Source organism: Chromobacterium rhizoryzae (assembly GCF_020544465.1).
GTDB lineage: Bacteria > Pseudomonadota > Gammaproteobacteria > Burkholderiales > Chromobacteriaceae > Chromobacterium.
Genome location: NZ_CP066126.1, coordinates 4739555 through 4760257, shown reverse-complemented (window position 1 = coordinate 4760257; position 20703 = coordinate 4739555). Strand labels below are relative to the sequence as shown.

General features: G+C 66.4%; 16 protein-coding genes. 13 read left to right on the top strand and 3 right to left on the bottom strand.

Annotated elements, in window-relative coordinates:
* The first annotated feature begins 69 nt into the window (after nt 1-69).
* Nucleotides 70-1260 carry a m7GpppX diphosphatase gene (locus JC616_RS21715; protein ID WP_227105393.1) on the top strand — a complete coding sequence of 397 codons (1191 nt, stop codon included), beginning with the start codon at nt 70-72 and terminating at the stop codon, nt 1258-1260.
* 222 nt (nt 1261-1482) lie between these two features.
* On the opposite strand, the gene JC616_RS21710 is transcribed toward JC616_RS21715, so the two are convergent.
* The 3 genes from JC616_RS21710 to JC616_RS21700 all read right to left on the bottom strand — a co-directional run bounded on the left by JC616_RS21710 (nt 1483) and on the right by JC616_RS21700 (nt 8596).
* Nucleotides 1483-4119, bottom strand: a complete 2637-nt coding sequence (locus tag JC616_RS21710) for a patatin-like phospholipase domain-containing protein (protein WP_227105391.1) — start codon at nt 4117-4119, stop codon at nt 1483-1485.
* A gap of 139 nt (nt 4120-4258) precedes the next feature.
* Nucleotides 4259-6136: a GMC family oxidoreductase gene (locus tag JC616_RS21705; protein ID WP_227105389.1), complete on the bottom strand. Its 1878-nt coding sequence runs from the start codon at nt 6134-6136 to the stop codon at nt 4259-4261.
* Nucleotides 6137-6145: 9 nt separating this feature from the next.
* Complete coding sequence (locus JC616_RS21700) at nt 6146-8596, bottom strand: c-type cytochrome (RefSeq protein WP_107800832.1); 2451 nt, start codon at nt 8594-8596, stop codon at nt 6146-6148.
* A gap of 407 nt (nt 8597-9003) precedes the next feature.
* Here JC616_RS21700 and invF point away from each other — a divergent pair, with 407 nt between their 5' ends.
* The 12 genes from invF (at nt 9004) to sctT (ending at nt 20703) form a co-directional block, all read left to right on the top strand.
* Nucleotides 9004-9783, top strand: coding sequence for an AraC family transcriptional regulator InvF (invF, locus tag JC616_RS21695; protein ID WP_107800831.1), 780 nt, complete (start codon nt 9004-9006; stop codon nt 9781-9783).
* Complete coding sequence (gene sctC, locus JC616_RS21690; RefSeq protein WP_305883571.1) at nt 9780-11516, top strand: type III secretion system outer membrane ring subunit SctC; 1737 nt, start codon at nt 9780-9782, stop codon at nt 11514-11516. The genes invF and sctC overlap by 4 nt, the downstream gene beginning before the upstream one ends.
* Entirely contained in the window at nt 11506-12639 is a 1134-nt protein-coding gene (locus tag JC616_RS21685; RefSeq protein WP_304502826.1) for a YopN/LcrE/InvE/MxiC type III secretion system gatekeeper, read from the top strand. Before sctC ends, JC616_RS21685 begins: the two co-directional genes overlap by 11 nt.
* A 107-nt stretch (nt 12640-12746) precedes the next feature.
* Nucleotides 12747-14807 carry an EscV/YscV/HrcV family type III secretion system export apparatus protein gene (locus tag JC616_RS21680; RefSeq protein ID WP_107800829.1) on the top strand — a complete coding sequence of 687 codons (2061 nt, stop codon included), beginning with the start codon at nt 12747-12749 and terminating at the stop codon, nt 14805-14807.
* Between the two features lie 15 nt (nt 14808-14822).
* Entirely contained in the window at nt 14823-15230 is a 408-nt protein-coding gene (gene spaK, locus JC616_RS21675; protein WP_107800828.1) for an SPI-1 type III secretion system chaperone SpaK, read from the top strand.
* The gene (gene sctN, locus JC616_RS21670; protein WP_227105388.1) at nt 15227-16516 is read left to right on the top strand and encodes a type III secretion system ATPase SctN; all 1290 of its coding nucleotides are present in this window, start codon (nt 15227-15229) and stop codon (nt 16514-16516) included. Before spaK ends, sctN begins: the two co-directional genes overlap by 4 nt.
* Nucleotides 16500-16952 (top strand): hypothetical protein, encoded by a 453-nt coding sequence (locus JC616_RS21665; RefSeq protein WP_019103510.1) that lies wholly within the window; start codon nt 16500-16502, stop codon nt 16950-16952. Before sctN ends, JC616_RS21665 begins: the two co-directional genes overlap by 17 nt.
* Entirely contained in the window at nt 16949-17980 is a 1032-nt protein-coding gene (locus JC616_RS21660; protein ID WP_227105386.1) for a SpaN/EivJ family type III secretion system needle length determinant, read from the top strand. The genes JC616_RS21665 and JC616_RS21660 overlap by 4 nt, the downstream gene beginning before the upstream one ends.
* On the top strand, nt 17980-18873 hold the full coding sequence (locus JC616_RS21655) for a YscQ/HrcQ family type III secretion apparatus protein (protein ID WP_227105384.1): 894 nt from the start codon (nt 17980-17982) through the stop codon (nt 18871-18873). Before JC616_RS21660 ends, JC616_RS21655 begins: the two co-directional genes overlap by 1 nt.
* The gene (locus JC616_RS21650; protein ID WP_107798946.1) at nt 18863-19522 is read left to right on the top strand and encodes an EscR/YscR/HrcR family type III secretion system export apparatus protein; all 660 of its coding nucleotides are present in this window, start codon (nt 18863-18865) and stop codon (nt 19520-19522) included. Before JC616_RS21655 ends, JC616_RS21650 begins: the two co-directional genes overlap by 11 nt.
* Nucleotides 19523-19660: 138 nt before the next feature.
* The gene (locus JC616_RS21645) at nt 19661-19921 is read left to right on the top strand and encodes an EscS/YscS/HrcS family type III secretion system export apparatus protein (protein WP_019104573.1); all 261 of its coding nucleotides are present in this window, start codon (nt 19661-19663) and stop codon (nt 19919-19921) included.
* A gap of 5 nt (nt 19922-19926) precedes the next feature.
* Nucleotides 19927-20703, top strand: a complete 777-nt coding sequence (gene sctT, locus JC616_RS21640) for a type III secretion system export apparatus subunit SctT (protein WP_227105383.1) — start codon at nt 19927-19929, stop codon at nt 20701-20703.

Sequence of the window (20703 nt, the reverse complement as noted above, 5' to 3'; positions counted from 1 at the left end):
TACGCCTGAGTGACTAAGTGCAGCCAACGCACCTGCAACGTGCAATATGACAATTACAGGAGATAACTCATGATTTCAATTCAAGCGTTGCGGCCTTCTGCTGCGACTTTGCCCGCTGACTCGAGTCGCTTATGCCATGAGACCCTAGATGTACAGGCAGTACGTAACTCTCAGGCCAGCCTGACACAACACGAAAGCTCTGCGATCCGCAGAACATTGGATGCTTACGGCATTGATGACAACCGGAAAATCCTGAGCCAGCTAAATCAAGACAGGTATCAGGTGTTGATTAAGCAAGACAAATCCGGCGCCGCCGATTTAACCCATGGTGTCTATATATCCAAACAATCTGAAGACGACTATGGTAGTTTCAGATGGCTAAACCCAAGAGGTTTGCAAAAGTATCAAACTAAGGACCTGGCTCAGGTAAGGCTGACAACAACAAACCTGGCGCAGCTCCAGGAAACGTACAAAAACGAAAATACTACCCAGTTCCTGGTTGAGCTGCTACGCGGTAACAGCCGGGAACCTGGCGATAAGGTATACAATGAGGTATATAAAAAAAATCCAGATATCTTCCATTACTCTGCCCCGTTGGGGACGGGCAATGGGTTTCTGATTTATCCGAATATTCCCTACATGTCGCAAACCTACACCGCTGGACAAGTCACGGATTTGGCCGCTAGGCCAGAAGGCATCCAGCTGACGGCCTGGGCCGTTCATCCTGCTTTACCCCATGACTTGATTCAGGAAATGAAGGGTGACCCTTCAATAGAAAAAGTAGCGGTGAATCAGAGTGAGGAATTAAATCAATATAACGCCGAGTTAAAATCAGGTGTGAAGTCATTGACTTCTATATTGGATTTGGAGCAAAGCGATGTTGGAATGCTGGAAAAACTAAAGCGGGATAGCCTTCAGTGTTTAGTTGATACCTATGGGGTGTCTGCTGAAAAAGATAAGGTGAAGTTGTTTTTCCATTTTCCGGTGGCGCCTTCAACCGCTACCTTGCATATGCATATTTGGGTGAATAAAGGGGATCATCCTTTAAATGAGTCGCGCGCATTTGGTGTTGATGAGGTCATTCAGCATTTAAAGAGTGGTGGAAATATCAATGAGTTGATATTGTCCCGAAACGATGGGCAATTTATATTGCCGAGCAAAGATATGCTACATAAGATTAAAGGCATGCCTGAAAGTAAAGCACCAATGCCTGCCGACTATAGCGAACTTAGGCTTCCTATCGATGTGGCGCATCAATAAGAACATGGCCTAAGACCCGCTAACAAAACCCCTGATCCTGCGTTGCGCCTCCTTGCCGTACGACTTGTACTGTAGCTTCGCAGAAACTTCGTTTTCTGCGTCGGCGCGCCTTGGCTCAGGTTCTCTGCGAGCTTTTGTTAGCGGCTCTAAGCGCCTGCTCATGATCCAATACGCATAGCGAGACGCCGGACGGCGGACCGGAAACGTTCAGCCTGTTCCCGCTCAGGCGCCGCCGCCGTCCGCCGCCAGCCAACCCGCGCCGTTGCGGTCCAGTTCCCTCACCGCCTGTTCGCCTATGCACAGCCCCAGTTTGCGGTAGCTCTCGAACTGGGATTCGTCGAACCACTGATTGAGCGTGGACTGGTGCGGGAAGGCCGGATGTTCGGCCCGGTATTGCAGCACGTCCACCGGCTCCATGCCCTGGCCTTGCAGGCAGGGCTTCAGGTAGAGCAGGTGGCCGTTGGCGCCGGAGGCGTAGCGGATGTAGCCGACGGCGAAGGCGGACCGGCTGAGGCCGGTGGCCGGATCGCGGCGGATGGCGTCCACGTCGATGTGGATTTCCGCGCCCAGGTCTATCCGGCATTTGCGGATGGCGTTGCCCAGGTCCTCGAAAGTCATTTGTTCGTCCTGACCGGCATCGCTGATCACGATCAGCCGGCATTCCCGCCGCAGCAGTTCATACAGGCCCAGGTTTTCGAAGTGGCCGCCGTCGCTGAGATAGACGAAGTCCGAACGGGCGTTGGTCCGGCCCAGCAATTCATTCAATAGATAGACCCAGCCCTGCGGCGGGGACATCGCCTGCAGCGCGGCGCCGGGCTTGCCCGGATTGGGGCACCAGCGTCCCAGCCGCACATTGAACACCGTCAGCAGAAAAGTCACCGCCGGAGAGCTGTGATAACCCTGGTTGGGGCTGACCGCGGCGCCGGACACCGCCATCAGCGAGCCTAGCATCGGTCCCTGCTCGGCCCCGGTGGCGTCGTCGTGCATATAGGCGCGGGTGGGCACGAAGGCGTCGATGACTTCCGGCGCGCTGTCGGGAAATTTGTAGCCGCAGTACAGCGGGGTGAAGGTGAAGGAGGCGGCCTTGCGCTGCTGCCAGGCCAGGTCGTCGCCGGCCACCAGATTGAGGGCGGTGTTGATCAGGTGGTAGGGCCGCTGCGGCGGGCCGGAAGGCGAGCCGGCCAGCTCGGCCAGCGGCAGGTCGTCGCCGGCGTTGAAGCCGGTGAAGCGGTTGACCGTGTCCGCCCGTTGCGGCGCGCTGGCGCCCAGATAGCCGCGCGTCAGCCGGTTGCGGTAGAAGTTGTGCAGCGAGAACAGATTGATGTCGAAGCGGGAGGAGGCGAACACGGCCAGTCCGACGAAGGCCAGGATCAGCGCCGCGTACAGCCCGCCGCCCATGCCCTGTTGTTCCGAGGCGGCGAAATGCAGCGCGGTCCAATCGCTGAGGCCGCAGCGCTGAAAGCCGCACAACTGCTGGCGCAGCTGCCAGCCGTCGGCGTGGATCTCCAGCGCCGCCAGCAGCCAGCTGAGGCCGGCGCTGAGCAGGATCAGCAAGCCGGCGACGAAGATGTAAGGCCCGATGCGGGCGACCAGGTCGCGCCAGTCGGCGGACTGGCCGCAGCCGGTTTTGGCGGACTGGCCTTGCCAGACCGCGGCCAAGGTGGTCAGCAGCCAGGCCGGCAGGGTCAGCGCGCGCAGCCAGTCGGCGGTCACCGCCAGCAGCGGCAGCGACAGCGCCACCACGAGGAACAGCAGCACCAGCGCCAGATCCAGTGCCAGCAGCAGGCCGCCCAGGCGCGACCACCATTCGCGCTGCAGATCGGAGAAGCTGCGTTTGACCAGGCCGATGTGCAGCGCGGCGCTGAGGGCGAACACCGGCGGCAGCACGGCGAAGGCGCCGGCCACCACATACCAGGCCTGGGCCAGCGGCGCGCGGATGCCCAGGCCGTAATCCAGCGCCTGCAGCAAGAGCCACAGCTTGCCGCCGCCGGCCAGGCCGGCCAGCAGCGCCCACAGCACGCTGCGCAGATAGCCGTTGCCGCGCAGCTGGCTGAAGCCGCGCGCGAGCAAGGCCCAGTAGCCGGCGTAGGCCAGACTGGAGACCAGGGCCACCCGCCACAGCGGCAGCTGGTGCCAGAAATCGGCGCGGTTTTCCAGTTGCTGGAGGGTGAACACCGCCATCGCGTAACAGAAGAGCAGCAATAGCCCTATGCTGCAGGCCGGGGCATTGGGCGAGGCGGCGGTTTTGCCGTCGCGGGTGGTGGCGCGCGCCAGCAGGGCGGACAGCACGGCGGAGGCGGCGGCCACGGCCAGCGCGGCGGAGCCCGCGTAGGGCCAGGCGGCGAGGCTGCGCGCCAGGCCCACCAGGAAATGGGGGCCCAGCAGCAGCGCCAGCAGCAGGCTTTGCAGCACGATCTGGTTGAGGATGAAGTTGCGCCAGTAGGTGATGACGGCGGACAGAGTGTCCAGGCTGAACAGGCCGGTCTTGGGCGTCAGGTAGTTGCTGTAGTCGCGCAGGAACTGGATGGCCGGCTGGCGGCCCTGATGGTCGCGCAGCGTCTGTTCCATGCCGGCGTTGCCGGCGCGGCGCTTGAGCGCGGACAGCCAGCCGCCGAGGTAGCCGCCGCCGGACACGGTGGACAGGTAGTCGAACTCACGCAGCCAGCGGCTGCTGGCCAGCGCCTGCAGCACGCCCAGGTTGAAGGTGGCGCTGCGGATGCCGCCGCCGGAGAAGGCGAGGCCGGTTTGCGGCGCTTCGCCGCCGCCTGGACGTTCCACGCCTTCTTCCGCCCGCGCGGCGGCGAGGCCGGCGCGTTCGTCGGCGTGGACTTGGGAGAAGGGCTGGGTCGGGGTGCTCATCGGGTCCTTTCCGACGGAATGGGTCGAGGTGGCGGCGCGGATGGGGCGGGGAGATGATATGGGTTTGCTTCCCTATCCTCTCCACGCCTAAAGGCCACTCGGCAAGGCCGGTTCGCGCCTGGACGCCATCCCGCAGCGCTTATGAGCGCTTGGCGTCTTCCAAAATCGCCTCCGCCGCCTTCTCCGCGATCATGTAGACCGCGGAGACGATGAAGAAGCCGGGAATGCGCGGAAACACCGAGGCGTCCACCACGCGCAGGCCGCTGACGCCGTGGACGCGGAAACGGCTGTCCAGCACGCCGCCGGTTTCGCGCGCGCCGATCGCGCAGCTGCAGGAGGCATGGTGGCCCCAGGCGTTGTCGCGGACGAACTGACGCAGTTCGTCATCGCTTTGCAGCGCCTCGCCGGGCAGTTCCTCCTCCGCGATCAGGTTCTGCTTTTTCAGATCGGCGGTCAGGCTGCGCACGAACTTGATGCCTTCCACCACCGAGTCCAGATCCTGATCGCCGCCGGCGCTGCCTTCCTCGAAGTAGTGGAAGTTGATGTCCGGCGGGTCGCGCGGGTCGGCGGAGCGCAGCTTCACCGTGCCGGCGCGGTTATTGGTGTGCGCCTTGAGAATGGCCCAGGTCAGGTAGTTCAGGTGTTCGGGGAACAGGCGCGAGTAGCCGGGGAAATAGCCTTTGAACAGGCCCAGCAGCGCGAAGCAGAACAGGTCCGGCAGCGGCCGTTCCTGCGCCGAGCGGCGGATCACCGCCAGCACCGCGCCATTGGTGGTGTAAACGCCCTTGCGGCCTTCCGCCCATTGCTTGTATTGCGGGTCGCCGGGCGCGAATTCCGCGTCTTTCAGCACTTCCCAGTGCTTGAAGTTCATCCGGTTGACCACGCCCACTTCGTAGCGGTCCTGCAGGTTCTGGCCGACGCCGGGCAGGTCCACCCGCGGCGCGATGCCGTGCTCTTGCAAATGGGCGGCCGGACCGATGCCGGACAGCATCAGCAGCTGAGGGCTGTTGAAGGCGCCGCCGGCCAGGATGACTTCGCGGCTGCAGCGGACTTCGCGGCGCTCGCCGGCGGCGTCGCTGACCCGGCCGCTGGCGCGGTAAAGGCCGGCGCCCTTCAGGTATTCCACGCCGACCGCGCGCTGCCCTTCGTCGAACAGCACCCGGGTGGCCAGCGCGTCCAGCTCGACGCGCAGCCGGTCCGGGTGGCGGGCCGCCGCGTCCAGCACCCGTTCGCGGCTGCCGTTGCGTTGATGGTTGCGGGTGGCCAGCGGCGGGTAGCAGACGCCGACGGCGTTGTCGCGCACCAGCCGCCAGTCGTTGGGATCGGCCTGGCCTTGCAGCAGCCAGCGCCAGCTGCGGTGCGGCACGTCCACCTCCTGGAAGACCTTGTCCACCGATACCAGCAGGGTGTCCACCAGGCCGGCGTCGCCCAGCGCGGATTCCGGGATCGCCTTCTCGGTTTGCAGCCAGCCGCGCCAGCCGTGGCGGGTGGGGTTGACGCCGAGCAGGCCCAGCCAGCGGTAGAGCGGGCGGTGGTGGCAGTTCTCCAGCCGTTCGAAATAGCCGCGCATGTGGTCCGCGCGCCAGCTGGGGTCGCCGGTGAGCTGGGCGATGCCGTCCCAGTCCGCGTTGTGCGGGTAGACGGTGATCATGGCGTTGTGGGCGGTGCAGCCGCCCAGCGTGCCGGCGCGCGGATAGAGCACGCCGTCCACGTTCTGGCCGTTCCATTGCGCGCGGTATTTGGGGTCGCGCTTTTGCTGGGCGTCGTCGGCGTAGTGGCGGACGAAGTAGTCCAGTTTCATCGCCTCGTTTTCCGAGGCCAGCGCGTGGAACACCGGCACATCGTAATCGTCGGGCAGCCGTTCCGCCTGGGGCTGCCAGGCGTCGCCGCCCTTGAGCGCGCGCGGGTCGCCGCCGGCCTCCAGCAGCATGACCCGGTGCCCGGCCTCGGCCAGCCGCGCCGCCAGCGTGCCGCCGCCGGCGCCGGAACCCACCACGATGTATTCGTATTCGTCCATGGAGCGCCTTTAGAAGGTTTTCAGGAATTCGATCAGCGCGTACTTGTCGCTGTCGCTGAGGCCGGGTTCCTTGCTTTGGTAGCCGGTGCCGAAGTAATGGCCGCGGTTGACCTCGAAGTCCGGGCAGGTGCTCAGCTCAAGCATCGGCTGCGCCAGGTTGGCGAACACCTTGCGCGCCTCTTCGTCGCTGGCGCCCGGCGGCAGCGCCTTGAGGTCGTGCTTGATCTTGAGCAGCAGGTCCAGCAGCTTCTTGTCGTGCTTGAGCCGTTCGCCCAGCGAGGGGTTGTCCAGCGTCACCTGCAGGTTGGAGATCAGATTGACCGGGGTGCCGGCCGGAATCGGGCCCAGTTCCACGCCGTCCTTGCCGAACAGCCAGGGCAGATAGCGTTGCAGCGGGCCTTGCAGTTCTTGCAGCGCGTCCGGCAGGTAGCCGGTGGGCACGCGCAGATAGCTGCGGGCGGTGGTGCGGTCTATCAGGCCGGGGATTTTGGCGCCCAGCATCGTGTCCTTCTCACGTTTTTCCGGCCACAGCAGTTTCTGGATGGAGTCGTTGAAGGACTCCATGCGCGCGGCCACCGACGGGCTGGGGTTGAATTTGCCCAGGCTGTTGTTGAGCAGGAAGGGCGCGGTGGACCAGACGCTGATCAAGGAGGCGGGACGGGTGTAGCCGCGGCCGCCGGCCGGCATCTTGTATTGCGAGGGCGCGCCGGTGAAGGGGTTGTGCACGGTGATCTCGCCGACCGAGGGCAGGTCTTTATAGGTTTTGGACGAGAAGTTGTCCCAGATATTGCCCTTGAGCGCATTGGTGGCCAGCGGGCTGCAGGCATTGGTCTGCAGCAGGGTTACCGGCACCCGCAGCTCGGTGGACAGGTAGTTGTCCTTCAGGAAGTCGTCGGCCTGGACGATCTGGCGCATTTGCGATTTGAAGTCCTCGGTCTTGGTCCAGTCCCAGTATTTGTTGAAGCAGCCCAGGTAGTCCGGGCCGGCGCAGCCGGCGGTGGGGTCCAGCGGCGGCACTTTGGGCGGCAGCTTGCTGGAGTGGCAGCGCGCGCAGTTTTCCGCGAACACCACCTTGCCGCGGCTGAGCTGGGCGGCGTCGCGGCTCAGGTATTGCTCGCCGCCGGGGGCGTCCTTCAGCTTGTGCGGGTCCGTGCTCTTCAGGAAGAACAGCGCCATGTTCACGGTCTGCTGCTCGGTGGATTGCCAGTACACCGAGTTCTTGCGCGCGTCGGCGATCTGGATCGGGGTGATGGTCTTGCCGCCCACCAGCGGGTTGAAATGCAGCAGCCATTCCTCGCTGAACAGGCCGATGTTCAGATACACGCGGTTCAGCGCGCCCAGCGCGCCCACCGAGTCCGAGCCGTCTTTCAGCACCCGCGGCGTCCATACGGTCTTGGGCGGCTGGAAGAACTGGGTCAGCGGGCCGTCTTTGACGAAGTCGTTGAACTGCTTGTTGTTGAGCCCGCCGCCGGCCAAGGTTTCCTTGCCCCAGCGCTTGGCGATGTCCAGCCGCGGCCCCAGGCCGTACACCGCGTTCATGGTGCGCGGGTTGTTGATGGAGTCGGTGGAGATCAGCGAGGTGTCCAGCGCGCCGGGGCGCGAGGTGTGGAACAGCTGGAAGGGGAAGCTGCTGGGGTCCGCCTGCCAGGAGAAGATGCGGTCCACCCAGAAATACTGGGCGCCGACGTTGGAGCTCAGGTTTTCCCACTTCGGATGTTCCGGGTCCGCCGGCGGTTTCACCGGATTGGGGCCGACGTGGCAGAACGCACAGGACATGCCCACGCGGTAGGGGCGGATCAGGTCCTTGTCGTTGTAATACGTCGGGTCTTCGTAATAGCGCTTGGCGTCCCATTTCTTGGCCGCGGCTTCGTCGAAGGCCGGGTTGGGGAACAGGCGCAGGCCCACCACGCCGGTGGCGTAGCCGTAGAAGGAGCCGGCGGGCAGGTTCTTGCCGCGCGCGCCTATGGCCACGCCCGGATATTTCTGCTCGTTCTCGAACGGGTCTTTCGGGCAATCGGCGCGGCGTTGGTCCAGCCACAGGCCGAAGCGCTTGTCGTCCGGGCCGCCCGCCTTGTCGAAACAGGGCTCGTTGACCAGGCCCAGATAGTTCCAGCGGTTGTCGCGGCTGAACTTGAGGCCGGGATGGGAGGACAGGGTTTTGAGCAGGTCCAGATTGCCCACGCTGACGGTGGCGAGCTTATCCCACAGCCTGTCGTTGCCGCCGGTCCACACCAGCCAGGTGTTGCGGCCTTTGACTTCGGCGGCGTCCAGCGCCACCGCGCTGTCCATGTCCTTGAAGTAGTCCTCGTCGGCGGCGGGGAAGGATTCCACCGTGCGTTGGGCCTGCTTGGCTTCGTCCAGCACGGTGCCGGGCTTGGGCTCGCCGTCCCGGCAGCCGGCCAGGCTCAACAGCAAGAGCAACGCCGCTCCCCGGCGCAGGGTAGGGGTCAACTGGGCCATCGCATTCTCTCCATCGGCAGCACGGCGGTTTTTGATTTTGGTTCGATCATTTATTTGGCATGTCGGGCCTATCTCTGCCTATAGCACGGCGGCGGCGCGGCCGCGCCCGCGTAGTTTTGCTGAGCGTTCTTACGGATGGCGAAAAGCCGGCGCCATGGTCGATAGTTGAAAGTTGCCCGCGGCGGGGAAAGGGATAATCGCGGCGCTGATCCCGGCTCAAGCGGGGCGCGCCTGCGCGCTCGCTGCGGCCTGCGCCGCGCGAGGGCCGTCGCGGCGGGCCTGTTCTTTCTATCTGGCGGGCGCTGGAGCGAAAACTCGGGATCCCATCAGATTTGCATCAGGATTCGCCCGCGGCGCTGGGGGACACTTTCCCGGTCCAAGCACGAGCCCCGCAGGGCGTTTGACCGATGACCGATAACGATGTGTTGCTCCCGCTGGAGACTTTGGAGGCCGCCGCCAAGCGCTGCGCGCCGGCCCAGGACGTCTGGCTGCTGCCGCCGCGCCGGGAAGAGGCGCGGCTGGAATTGAGCTGGGAAGAGGGCGCGGAAACGCTGACCCTGGCGGCGGATTGGCAGGGCCTGCTGCTGCTGGACCGCGTGGATGTGAGCGTGGCCGCCGGCGCGCTGGCCTTCCAGCCGGTCCGGCTGGAGCCCTTGAGCAAGCTGCTGGCTTTTGTCGACGAAGCCAAGACCGACGAGGCCCGCGACGCGGACGCGCCGGCTGGCGAGGCGCGTTGCGCGCAGTTGCCGCTGGCCGATCTGAGCGCCTGGCAGGACCGCAAGCGCTGCGAATACTGGTTCTTGCTGCAGGTGTTGACGCCGTCGCCGGCCTTCGCCGCGCTGCTGTCGCTATTGCGCCGCAGCGAGAGCTATTGGCTGGTGCGCTTCCTGCTGGCCCAGTCCACCTGCGGCGACAAGCTGCAGGCGCTGGGCGAACGCTACGGCGTGTCCTACTCCCACTTCCGCCGCTTGTGCCGCCACGCCTTGGGCAACGCGGCCAAGACCGAGCTGCGCGACTGGCGCATGGCCCGCTCGCTGCTGGACGTGGCGGAGGGACGGGAAAACCTGACCCAGGTGGCGCTCAAGCACGGCTACGCCTCGTCGTCGCATTTTTCCAACGAAATCAAGGGACTGATCGGCGTGTCGCCGCGCGGTCTGTCCAATATCATTCAACTGGCCACCAAATGAATCGAAGCTTTTTATCCGCCGCGCTGCTGGCCGCGACGCTGCTCGCGGCCCTGCCGGCCGCCGCCGCGCCGGAACCGGCGCGCGCCGCCGACTCCGCCGGCTACGTCGCCAAGAAGGAGGGCCTGCGTTCTTTCTTCGACGCGATTTCCTCGCGGCTGAAAAAGCCGGTGATCGTCAGCAAGCAGGCGGCGCGCAAGCAGATCAGCGGCGATTTCGACCTGGCCAATCCGCAGGCGCTGCTGGACAAGATGACCCAGCAGCTGGGCCTGATCTGGTATCACGACGGCCAGGCCATCTACGTCTACGACGCCAGCGAAACCCGCAACGCGGTGGTGTCGCTGCGCAATGTCTCGCTCTCCGCCTTCAACGACTTCCTGCGCAAGTCCGGCCTCTACGACAAGCGCTATCCGCTGCGCGGAGACAACCGCAGCGGCACTTTCTACGTGTCCGGGCCGCCGGTCTTCGTGGATCTGGTGGTCAACGCCGCCGGCTTCATGGACAAGCAGAGCGACGGCATCGAGCTGGGTCGGCAGAAGATAGGCGTGGTGCGGCTCAACAACACCTTCGTCAGCGACCGCAGCTATGAGTTGCGCGACCAGAAAATCGTCATCCCCGGCATGGCCACGGTGATAGAGAAGCTGCTGCAGGGCGAGGACAAGCCCTTGCAGACCGCCGCCAATCCGGCGCGGCCGCCGGCGCGGGGCAGCGACATCCCGGCGATGCCGGACTTTCCCGCCGGCGGGGAGCTCAAGGCGCCGGCCTACCAGGCCGGCCTCAGCCTGCCCGACGCGCTGAAGCAGGACACGGCGGCCGGTGACATCAAGGTGATCGCCTATCCGGACACCAACAGCCTGCTGATCAAGGGCACCACCGAACAGGTGCGCTTCATCGAAAACCTGGCGCTGGCGCTGGACGTGGCCAAGCGCCATGTGGAGCTGTCGCTGTGGATCATCGATCTGGACAAGGGCGATCTGGATCAATTGGGCGTCAACTGGAGCGGCAGCGTCACCGTGGGCAACAAGCTGGGCGTGGCGCTGAACCCCAGCAATTCGATCAGCACGCTGGACGGCACCCGCTTCATCGCCTCGGTGATGGCGCTGTCGCAGAAGAACAAGGCCAATGTGGTGTCGCGCCCGGTGGTGCTGACCCAGGAAAACGTGCCGGCCATCTTCGACAATAACCGCACCTTCTACGCCAAGCTGGTGGGCGAGCGCAATGCCAGCCTGCAGCACGTGACCTACGGCACCCTGGTCAGCGTGCTGCCGCGCTTCTCCGCCGACGGCCAGATCGAGATGTCGCTGAATATCGAGGACGGCCGCGAGGCCAAGAGCCCGGATTACGACAAGGACCCGCAGGACGCCTTGCCCGAGGTGGGCCGCACCCGCATCAGCACCGTGGCCCGGGTGCCGCAGGGCAAGAGCCTGTTGATAGGCGGTTACACCCGCGACGCCAATATCGAGCAGAACAACAAGGTGCCGTTCTTGGGCAGCTTGCCGCTGGTGGGCGGCCTGTTCCGCTACCGCAGCCAGAACCAGAGCAATACCGTGCGCGTGTTCCTGATTCAGCCGCGCGAGATCGACGACCCGCTGACGCCGGACGCCAGCGATCTGTCGGCGGCGGTGGCCAAGGAGGGCGGCATCTCCAGCGATCCGCTGCAGCAATGGGTGCGGGATTATCTGGACCGCGAACAGCGCGCCGAGGGCGCGGCCAAGGGCGCGACGCGTGGACATTAGCGGCCGTCCGCCGCCGGTCTTCGGCGTCCGCTCGCCCAAGCATCAGGGCAAGCTGGACGCCCAGCGCGACGCCCAGCGCCAGGGCGAGGCCCGGCAGGCGGACGCGCAGCAGGTGGAGGACGCCAGCCCGGCGGCCGAGGTGCAGCGCTTCGTCCAGTCCACCGATGAAATGTCGGCGGCGTTGACCCAGTTCCGCAACCGCCGCGATTACGACAAGAAGCTGGGCCATCTGGCCGACAGTTTCGAACGGGTGCTGGACGAGGAAGCCCAGCCCAAGGCGCAGCAGATCGTGAACGTGGCCAAGTCCCACGGGATCAGCGCCGAGGACTTGCTGCGCCAGGCGCGTTCCTTGTTCCCGGACGACAGCGATCTGGTGCTGGTGCTGCGCGAACTGCTGCGCCGCCGTCAGCTGGACGAGGTGGTACGCAAACGCCTGCAGGCCCTGCTCAAGCAGGTGGAGGAGCAAGCCGAGGCCAAGCCTTTGAAAGCCGGCATCAATTGCGCGCTGAAGGCGAGGCTGTTCGGCAAGGCTTTGTCCCTGAGTCCCGGCCTGCTGCGCGCCAGCTACCGCCAGTTTCTGGAGAGCGAGGCGGCGGAAGTGGAGATTTACGCCGACTGGGTGGGCAGCTACGGCTACCAGCGCCGGGCGGTGGTGCTGGATTTCATCGAAGGCGCGCTGCTGGCCGACATCGATTCGCTGGACGCCAGCTGTTCGCGGCTGGAGTTCGGCAATCTGCTGGGCCGGCTGAGCCAGCTCAAGCTGCTGCGTTCGGCCGACGCGCTCTTTGTCGGCCGCATGCTGGCCAACCCGCAGGTATGCGCCTTCAACCCCAGCGAGGCGGACTGGCTGTTGTTCCTGCTGTCGCTGTTGCAACAGCCGCAGCAGCTGGACGGCCTGCTGGCGGAGACGGTGGGCGACACCGCCTTGCTCAGCCGCCACAGCGAGCATTCCACCTTGCTGCAGGCGCTGTACCAGGCCTGCAAGGCGCTGCCGCCGCAGCTCTTCGTCGACGAACGCTGGCTGGACGCCTTGCAGGAGGAATTCCGCCGCCTGGCCGCCATCGCTTACCGCCACGAGCTGGCCGAGCGCCGGCGCGAGGCCGAGGGCGGCGGCGCGGAGTAAACGAGAGCCGCCAGGCAAGGCGGGGGGACACGTCCCGTCTTGCCTGGCTGTTTTTCCCGGCGGGCCGCGGCCCGTCGCCAATATCGAATCGCTTTGGATGACTAACGGTGTTTAATTCCCTGCTCAACGGCGCGCGCTCGCGGCCGGAATTGCTGATCCTGCTGTTGATGGTGATGATCATCGCGATGCTGATCATCCCGCTGCCCACCTATCTGGTGGACTTCCTGATCGGCCTCAACATCGTGATCGCCGTGCTGGTGTTCATGGGCTCCTTCTACATCGACCGCATCCTCAGCTTTTCCACCTTTCCCTCGGTGCTGCTGATCACCACCCTGTTCCGGCTGGCGCTGTCCATCAGCACCAGCCGCCTGATCCTGATCGAGGCGGACGCGGGCGAGATCATCAACACCTTCGGCCAGTTCGTCATCGGCGACAGCCTGGCGGTGGGCTTCGTGGTGTTCTCCATCGTCACCGTGGTGCAGTTCATCGTCATCACCAAGGGCTCGGAGCGGGTGGCCGAGGTGGCGGCGCGCTTCTCGCTGGACGGCATGCCCGGCAAGCAGATGAGCATCGACGCCGACCTCAAGGCCGGCATCGTGGACGCCGACGGCGCGCGCGAACGCCGCAGCGTGCTGGAGCGCGAAAGCCAGCTTTACGGCTCCTTCGACGGCGCGATGAAGTTCATCAAGGGCGACGCCATCGCCGGCATCATCATCATCTTCGTCAACTTCATCGGCGGCATCGCCGTGGGCATGACCCAGCACGGCATGGACCTGTCCACCGCGCTGTCCACCTACACCATGCTCACCATCGGCGACGGCCTGGTGGCGCAGATCCCCGCGCTGCTGATCGCCATCAGCGCCGGCTTCATCGTCACCCGCGTCAACGGCGACAGCGACAATATGGGCCGCAACATCATGAGCCAGTTGCTGGGCAACCCGTTCGTGCTGGTGGTGACCGCGGTGCTGGCTTTGGCGGTGGGCATGCTGCCCGGCTTCCCGCTGATCGTGTTCCTGATCCTGGCCGCGGCGCTGGGCGGCCTGTTCTATTACAAGCGCCGCATGGCCGGCAAAGGCGCGCCGGGCGCGGCCCAGTCTCCGGCGGCGGCCGCGGCCGGCGGGGCGCCGGCGAGCGGCAAGGACAGCTCCCTGGGCCTGATCGGCAATCTGGACAAGGTGGCGGCGGAAACCGTGCCGCTGATCCTGCTGGTGCCCAAGGCGCGCCGCGCCGCGCTGGAGCAGGCGCAACTGGCCGAGCGCCTGCGCAGCCAGTTCTTCATCGATTACGGGGTGAGGCTGCCGGACATGCTGCTGCGCGACGGCGAAGGCCTGCCGGACAACCGGGTGGCGGTGCTGATCAACGAAATCCGCGCCGACGAGTTCGAACTGCATTTCGATCTGCTGCGGGTGATCAATTATTCGGACGAGGCCGCCGCGCTGGTGCAGCCGGTCTTCAGTGCCCAGGGCGCCAGCCAGTGCGCCTGGGTGCGCCCGGCCGACGGCGACAAGCTGGCCAAGCTGGGCTACCAGCTGCGCCCGGCGCTGGACGAGCTCTATCACTGCCTGGCCGCGCTGCTGGCGCGCCACGTCAACGAATACTTCGGCGTCCAGGAAACCAAGCACATGCTGGATCAGTTGGAGGCCAAATACCCTGACCTGCTCAAGGAAGTGCTGCGCCACGCCACGGTGCAGCGCATCGCCGAAGTGCTGCAACGGCTGCTGGCCGAGCGCATCTCGGTGCGCAATATGAAGCTGATCATGGAGGCGCTGGCGCTGTGGGCGCCGCGCGAGAAAGACGTGATCAATCTGGTCGAGCATGTGCGCGGCGCGCTGGCGCGCTACATCTGCCACAAGTTCGCCAGCGGCGGCGAACTGCGCGCGGTGATGATGTCCGCCGAGGTGGAGGACATGGTGCGCAAGGGCATACGCCAGACCTCGGCCGGCGCCTTCCTCAACCTGGAGCCGGCGGCTTCGGACGAGCTGATGGACCTGTTCGCGCTCGGCCTGGACGGCATGGGTATCGCGCACAAGGACCTGGTGCTGCTGGCCTCGGTGGACGTGCGGCGCTTCATCAAGAAACTGGTCGAAACCCGCTTCCGCGACCTGGAAGTGGTGTCCTTCGGCGAAATCGCCGACAGCGTGTCGGTGAACGTGATCAAAACCATTTAAAAAAGGATTCCGCCTATGTTCGCCATGGATATCGCCCAACTGGTCCGCTCCGCCTTGGAAGAGAGCGGCTGCGACCCCGCCCTGCTGGGCGAGCTGGACAGCCATTCCACCATCGCGCTGGATCTGCACGATCTGCCCAGCATCCACGTCAGCGCCCAGGACGGCGAGGTGTGGCTGTGGTCGCGGCTGGGCGAGCACAACGAGGCGGTGCTGGCCCAGCGCGCCGGCCAATTGCTGCAGGACCTGATGCAGGGCTGCCACTTCGCCCGCGGCGGCCAGCTGCAACTGGCCGCCAACGACGGCTATCTGGAGCTGAAGGCGATGGCCCACCCGGATTATCTGGCCGACGGCAAGCGCTTCTCCGAGGCGCTGAACGGCTTCTTCGACGCGCTGGAACGCTTCAGCGAGTCGCTGCTGCGATGAAAGCGCCGCGCCTGCTGCGCCGGCTGGCGTATCCGCAACGCCTGTCCGGCCCCATTCTGGAAGCCGCGCTGCCCGAGGTGGCGATAGGCGAGCTGTGCGACATCCGCCGCAGCTGGCAGGACCGCGAGGTGGTGGCCCGCGCCCAGGTGGTGGGCTTTCAAGGCCCGCGCGCCGTGCTCAGCCTGATCGGCAACGCGCGCGGCCTGTCGCGCGAGGCGGTGCTGCAGCCCACCGGCCGCGCCTTGGCGGCCTGGATAGGCGAGTCGGCGCTGGGCGCGGTGCTGGACCCCACCGGCCGCATCGTCGAGCGCTTCGCGCCCGAGGCCGGCGTCGGCGGCGAGGAGCGCGGCATCGACGCCGATCCGCCGCCGTACTCGCGGCGCGTGGGCATACGCGAGCCGCTGGCCACCGGCGTGCGCGCCATCGACGGCCTGCTGACCTGCGGCGTCGGTCAGCGCGTCGGCATCTTCGCCTCCGCCGGCTGCGGCAAGACCGTGCTGATGCACATGCTGATCGAGCAGAGCGACGCCGACGTTTTCGTCATCGGCCTGATCGGCGAGCGCGGCCGCGAAGTGACCGAATTCGCCGAATCGCTGCGCGCCTCGCCCAAGCGCGAGCGCTGCGCGCTGGTGTTCGCCACCTCGGACTTCTCCTCGGTGGACCGCTGCAACGCGGCGCTGCTGGCCACCACGGTGGCCGAGTACTTCCGCGACCAGGGCAAGAAAGTGGTGCTCTTCGTCGACTCCATGACCCGCTACGCCCGCGCGCTGCGCGACGTGGCGCTGGCCGCCGGCGAACCGCCGGCGCGGCGCGGCTATCCGGCCTCGGTGTTCGACAGCCTGCCGCGGCTGCTGGAGCGCCCCGGCGCCACCCGAGGCGGCAGCATTACCGCCTTCTACACCGTGCTGCTGGAGAGCGACGACGAGCCGGACCCGATGGCGGACGAAATCCGCTCCATCCTGGACGGCCACATCTATCTGAGCCGCAAGCTGGCCGGTCAGGGCCATTACCCGGCCATCGACGTGCTCAAGAGCGCCAGCCGCGTGGCGGGGCAGGTCTGCGACGGCGGCCATCTGCAGGCGGCCTCGGCGCTGCGCGCCTTGATGGCGCGGCTGGAAGAGTTGCAAGTCTTCATCGACCTGGGCGAATACCGCCCCGGCGAGAACCCCGACAACGACCGGGCGATGAATGCGCGCGAGGCGCTGCGCCGCTGGCTGCGCCAACCGGTGGACGAGGGCGCGGGTTTCGCCGACACCCTGCGCAGCCTGCATGAGCTTGTTGCCTAAGCTGGGCGCGCTGCTGCGCCGTTGTCAGGCGGCGCAATCGCGTTGCGAGGCCGAGCTGGCTCAGCTGGCGCGCCAGGACGGCGCGCTGGCGGCGGAGCAAGAGGCGCTGGCCTCGCAGGGCCAGGGCCTGCGCCAATTGCTGCTGGCGCAACGGCCGGCCGGGGCGATGAGCCGCGGCCAGCTGTTCGCCTTGCAGCGCAAGCAGGCGGTACTGCGACGCCAGTTGCAGAACCTGGACCTGCAAAGCGGACAGCTGGAAGAACAGCGCCAGGGCCTGGCCGGCCGGCGCGAGGAACAACAGGTCTTGCGTCGGCAATGGCTGCGCAAGGAAGACAAGTATCAACGCTGGGCCAAGCTGCAGCGCCGCCAGGAACGCATGCGGCGTTTGCGGCTGGACGAGGCCGAGCAGGAAGAGAGGACGATATGGAAGCGATGACGCCTATTCCCGCGCCGAGCATGGACGCCCGGCCGGCGGCCGAAGCCGACGGCGCCGCTGAAGCCTTTGCCCGCGAAGCCCAAAGGCAGCGGCAAGACGCCGCCGATCCGGAACGCGACGGCGAGGACGAGGCCGGCGGACGCGAGCAAGACCGCTCCCGCCTGCCGGCCGGGGCGCTGTGGCAGCCGCCGCTGCCGCCGCACTGGAACGCGGCGCGGCTGAGCGCCGGCGGCCGCCATGCGGCGGAAGCCGCGCTGTCCGCGCCGGGCAAGCGCGGCCGGACGCTGCTGGGCGAGGGCGAAGGACCGGACGCCGGCGCGCGCGGCAAGACCGCGGCCCGGCCGCAAGGCGCGCAGGCCGCCGCCGCGGCGCTGGCGGCCCAGCATGCGGCCAGCCTGGCGCCGACGGCCGACGTGCCGGCCAAGGCCGGCCCCGCCGCGCTGGCGACGATGCCGGCCGCGCCCCGCAAAACCGAGCACGCCTCGGCCAAGGGCGAAGCCTCGCTTCCCGTTGCCGCGTCGCAGACGGCAGCCGCCGCGCCGACGCCCGGACGGACCGTGTCGAAAGCCGAAGCCGCCGCGCCGGTCCCGACGCCGACGCCGGCCGCCGCGCGCGAAGGCGGAGAGACGCGCAAGACCGAATCCGCTCCGGCGGCCGCGGCGGCGCTGACGCCTCCGCCGGCCCAACCGTCCGCGCCGGCGACGCCGCCGCCGCGCGAAGCCGCTCCGCAGGCGCGGCCGCGGCAGGACCCTGCCTTGAGCCAGACGACGCCGTCCGCGCCCAGCGCGCCGGAGCCGGCCCAGCCGGGCCTGACCTACCGCTTTCAGCGCTGGGGCGGCGAACACGCGGTGAACGTGCAAAGCCAGCCCGGCGGCGTGCTCAGCCTGCAGCCCTCGGACAGCCTGGTGCAACAGCGGCTGGGCGAGCAATGGCAGTCCGGCAATCCGCAGCAATGGCAGATGGCCCGCGACGACGGCCGCGAGCAGGGCCGGCAGCAGCCGCAGCGGGATGAGGAGGAGGACGCCTGATGCTGGCGCTCAGACAAATCGACGCGCGTGAACGCGCCTTGAGCCTTGCCGCCGCCGCCTGGCGGCGCCAGGGCTGGGACGCGACGCTGGAAACGCCGCCGCGCGGCGGCTTGTGGCTGTCTGTGGCCGACGCGGACCAGCGTTGGCAGGGCTGGCTGCAAGCGCGCGCCTGGCTGGAGAACGCCGCGCCGGAACTGGCGCGGTTGGCCTTGTCCGCCGGGGTGGAGGCGCAGGCGGCGCAATGGCTGGCGGCGGCGGAACGGCCGCTGACGCCGCCGATGCCGGAGCTGGCCTACCAGCGCTTGAGCCTGGGCGAGGCGGGGCCGGGCGACGCCTTGCCGCGCCAGCCGCTGCTGCGGGTGATGTGCGCCGAGGGGCCGCTGTGGCTGGAGCGCGCGCCGGCGTTCGAGGCCGGAGACGCGCCGGACCCGGCGCCCTTGTTGAGCTGGCCGCTGCGCTTCGTCATCGGCGACAGCCGCATCAGCCTGGGCTTGCTGCGCGGCGTGACGCGCGGCGACGTGCTGCTGATCCGCGAGCCGGCGGCGGCGGTGCGCTGCCACGACCGCGCGCTAGGCACTTATCAAACGTATGAGGAAGGAATCGTCATGGAATGGGATGAATCGCAACAGGCGGCGGAGCAGGAAGCGCCGGCGCGCGACATGGGACAGCTGCCGGTGGAGCTGGAGTTCGTGCTGCATCGCGGGCGGGTGACGCTGGCGGAGTTGCAGGACTTGTGCCGGGGCCAGTTGTTGAACCTGCCGGCGGACGTGGAGCGGCGGGTGGAAGTGCGCGCCAACGGCGCGCTGCTGGGACGCGGCGAACTGGTGCAGCTGGCCGGCCATCTGGGGGTGGAAGTGACGGAGTGGCTGGGCGGAGCCGCCGATGTCGAATGATATTTCGCTGATCGCGCTGCTGGCCTTCGCCACGCTGCTGCCTTTCCTGATCGCTTCCGGCACTTGCTTCATCAAGTTCTCCATCGTGTTCGTGATGGTGCGCAACGCGCTGGGCTTGCAGCAGGTGCCGTCCAATATGACGCTCAACGGCATCGCGCTGATGCTGTCGATGTTCGTGATGCTGCCGATCGCGCAGCAGGCCTACAGTCACTACCAGGAAGAACAGGTCAGCTTCAACAGCGTGGAATCGGTGAGCAACTTCGTCGAAAACGGCCTGGATGGTTATCGCGGCTATTTGCAGAAGTATTCCGATCCGGAACTGGTGAGTTTCTTTGAAAAAGCCCAGGCGCAGCGCACCGAGCGCGAAACCGGCAACGCGGCCGAGGATGAACAGCCGTCCCTCTTCGCCTTGCTGCCGGCCTATGCGCTCAGCGAGATCAAGAGCGCGTTCAAGATCGGCTTTTATCTCTACCTGCCCTTCGTGGTGGTGGATTTGGTGATCTCCAGCATCTTGCTGGCGCTGGGGATGATGATGATGAGCCCGGTGACGATTTCGGTGCCGATCAAGCTGGTGCTGTTCGTGGCGCTGGACGGCTGGACTTTGTTGTCGAAGGGCTTGGTGTTGCAGTACCTGGATTTGGCGACCTAGCCGGGCGGAGCAAACTGTCCCGCCACGGCATGGCGCTGCGCTCGGTTTTGCTGCCCGCGTCCCGGAGCGAATGGCTTTCATGGAGCGGGCGGAGTGCCGCGCTGCCCATGCCGTCCGCCTCAATTTTGGAGTTTTGCTATGAATGATCTGGTGTTCGCCGGCAACAAGGCGCTGTACCTGGTGCTGCTGATGTCGGCCTGGCCCATCATCGTGGCCACCGCCATCGGCCTGCTGGTGGGCCTGTTCCAGACCGTGACCCAGTTGCAGGAACAGACGCTGCCCTTCGGCATCAAGCTGTTCGGCGTCAGCCTGTGCCTGTTCCTGCTGTCCGGCTGGTACGGCGAAACCCTGCTCGGCTTTGGCCGGGAGGTGATGCGCATGGCACTGGCCCGAGGCTGAGACGGATGCAGTTCGGCCTGTTCTTCGAGATCCACGGCTGGGTGGCCTCGGCCGCGCTCGGCTTCGCCCGCGTGGCGCCGGTGTTCTTCATCCTGCCCTTCCTGAACAGCAATGTGCTCAGCGGCGTGGTGCGCACCTCGGCCACCATGCTGGTGGCGCTGGGGCTGTGGCCGCATCCGGTGGAGGCGCTGCCGGCCTTTCAGGCGCTGCCCTTTATCGCGCTGATCGCGCGCGAGGCCGCGGTGGGCCTGCTGCTGGGCTGCCTGCTGGCCTGGCCGTTCTGGGTGTTCCACGCGCTGGGCAGCATCATAGACAACCAGCGCGGCGCGACGCTGAGCAGCAGCATAGACCCGGCCAACGGCGTGGACACTTCGGAATTGGCCAATATGTTCAATCTGTTCGCCGCCGCGGTCTATCTGCAAGGCGGCGGCATGAGCCTGATGCTGGACCTGTTCCGTCAGAGCTATCAGCTGTGCGACCCGCTGGGCGCGTGCGCGCCGGCCTTGCAGCCGACGCTGAGCTTGCTCAATCAGGTGATCAGCAAGGCGGTGGTGCTGGCCAGTCCGGTGGTGGCGGCCTTGCTGCTGTCCGAGGTGGTGCTGGGCCTGCTGTCGCGTTTCGCGCCGCAGATGAACGCCTTCGCGGTGTCGCTGACGGTGAAGAGCGCGGCGGCCTTGCTGATCATGTTGATGTATTTCGGCCCGGTGTTGCCCGACACGGTGATGCGGCTGGCCTTCCCGCCGACGGCGCTGCCCGGCTGGCTGAGCGCGCCGGTGCGCTGA

Bases quoted from the DNA above. Each gene is read 5' to 3' on its own strand.
- sctN (WP_227105388.1), top strand. From the start codon at position 15,227: ATGAAAGCGCCGCGCCTGCTGCGCCGGCTGGCGTATCCGCAACGCCTG.
- JC616_RS21705 (WP_227105389.1), bottom strand. From the start codon at position 6,136: ATGGACGAATACGAATACATCGTGGTGGGTTCCGGCGCCGGCGGCGGC.
- JC616_RS21650 (WP_107798946.1), top strand. From the start codon at position 18,863: ATGTCGAATGATATTTCGCTGATCGCGCTGCTGGCCTTCGCCACGCTG.
- JC616_RS21645 (WP_019104573.1), top strand. From the start codon at position 19,661: ATGAATGATCTGGTGTTCGCCGGCAACAAGGCGCTGTACCTGGTGCTG.
- JC616_RS21660 (WP_227105386.1), top strand. From the start codon at position 16,949: ATGACGCCTATTCCCGCGCCGAGCATGGACGCCCGGCCGGCGGCCGAA.
- JC616_RS21700 (WP_107800832.1), bottom strand. From the start codon at position 8,596: ATGGCCCAGTTGACCCCTACCCTGCGCCGGGGAGCGGCGTTGCTCTTG.
- JC616_RS21655 (WP_227105384.1), top strand. From the start codon at position 17,980: ATGCTGGCGCTCAGACAAATCGACGCGCGTGAACGCGCCTTGAGCCTT.
- JC616_RS21710 (WP_227105391.1), bottom strand. From the start codon at position 4,119: ATGAGCACCCCGACCCAGCCCTTCTCCCAAGTCCACGCCGACGAACGC.
- spaK (WP_107800828.1), top strand. From the start codon at position 14,823: ATGTTCGCCATGGATATCGCCCAACTGGTCCGCTCCGCCTTGGAAGAG.
- sctC (WP_305883571.1), top strand. From the start codon at position 9,780: ATGAATCGAAGCTTTTTATCCGCCGCGCTGCTGGCCGCGACGCTGCTC.
- sctT (WP_227105383.1), top strand. From the start codon at position 19,927: ATGCAGTTCGGCCTGTTCTTCGAGATCCACGGCTGGGTGGCCTCGGCC.
- invF (WP_107800831.1), top strand. From the start codon at position 9,004: ATGACCGATAACGATGTGTTGCTCCCGCTGGAGACTTTGGAGGCCGCC.
- JC616_RS21665 (WP_019103510.1), top strand. From the start codon at position 16,500: ATGAGCTTGTTGCCTAAGCTGGGCGCGCTGCTGCGCCGTTGTCAGGCG.
- JC616_RS21715 (WP_227105393.1), top strand. From the start codon at position 70: ATGATTTCAATTCAAGCGTTGCGGCCTTCTGCTGCGACTTTGCCCGCT.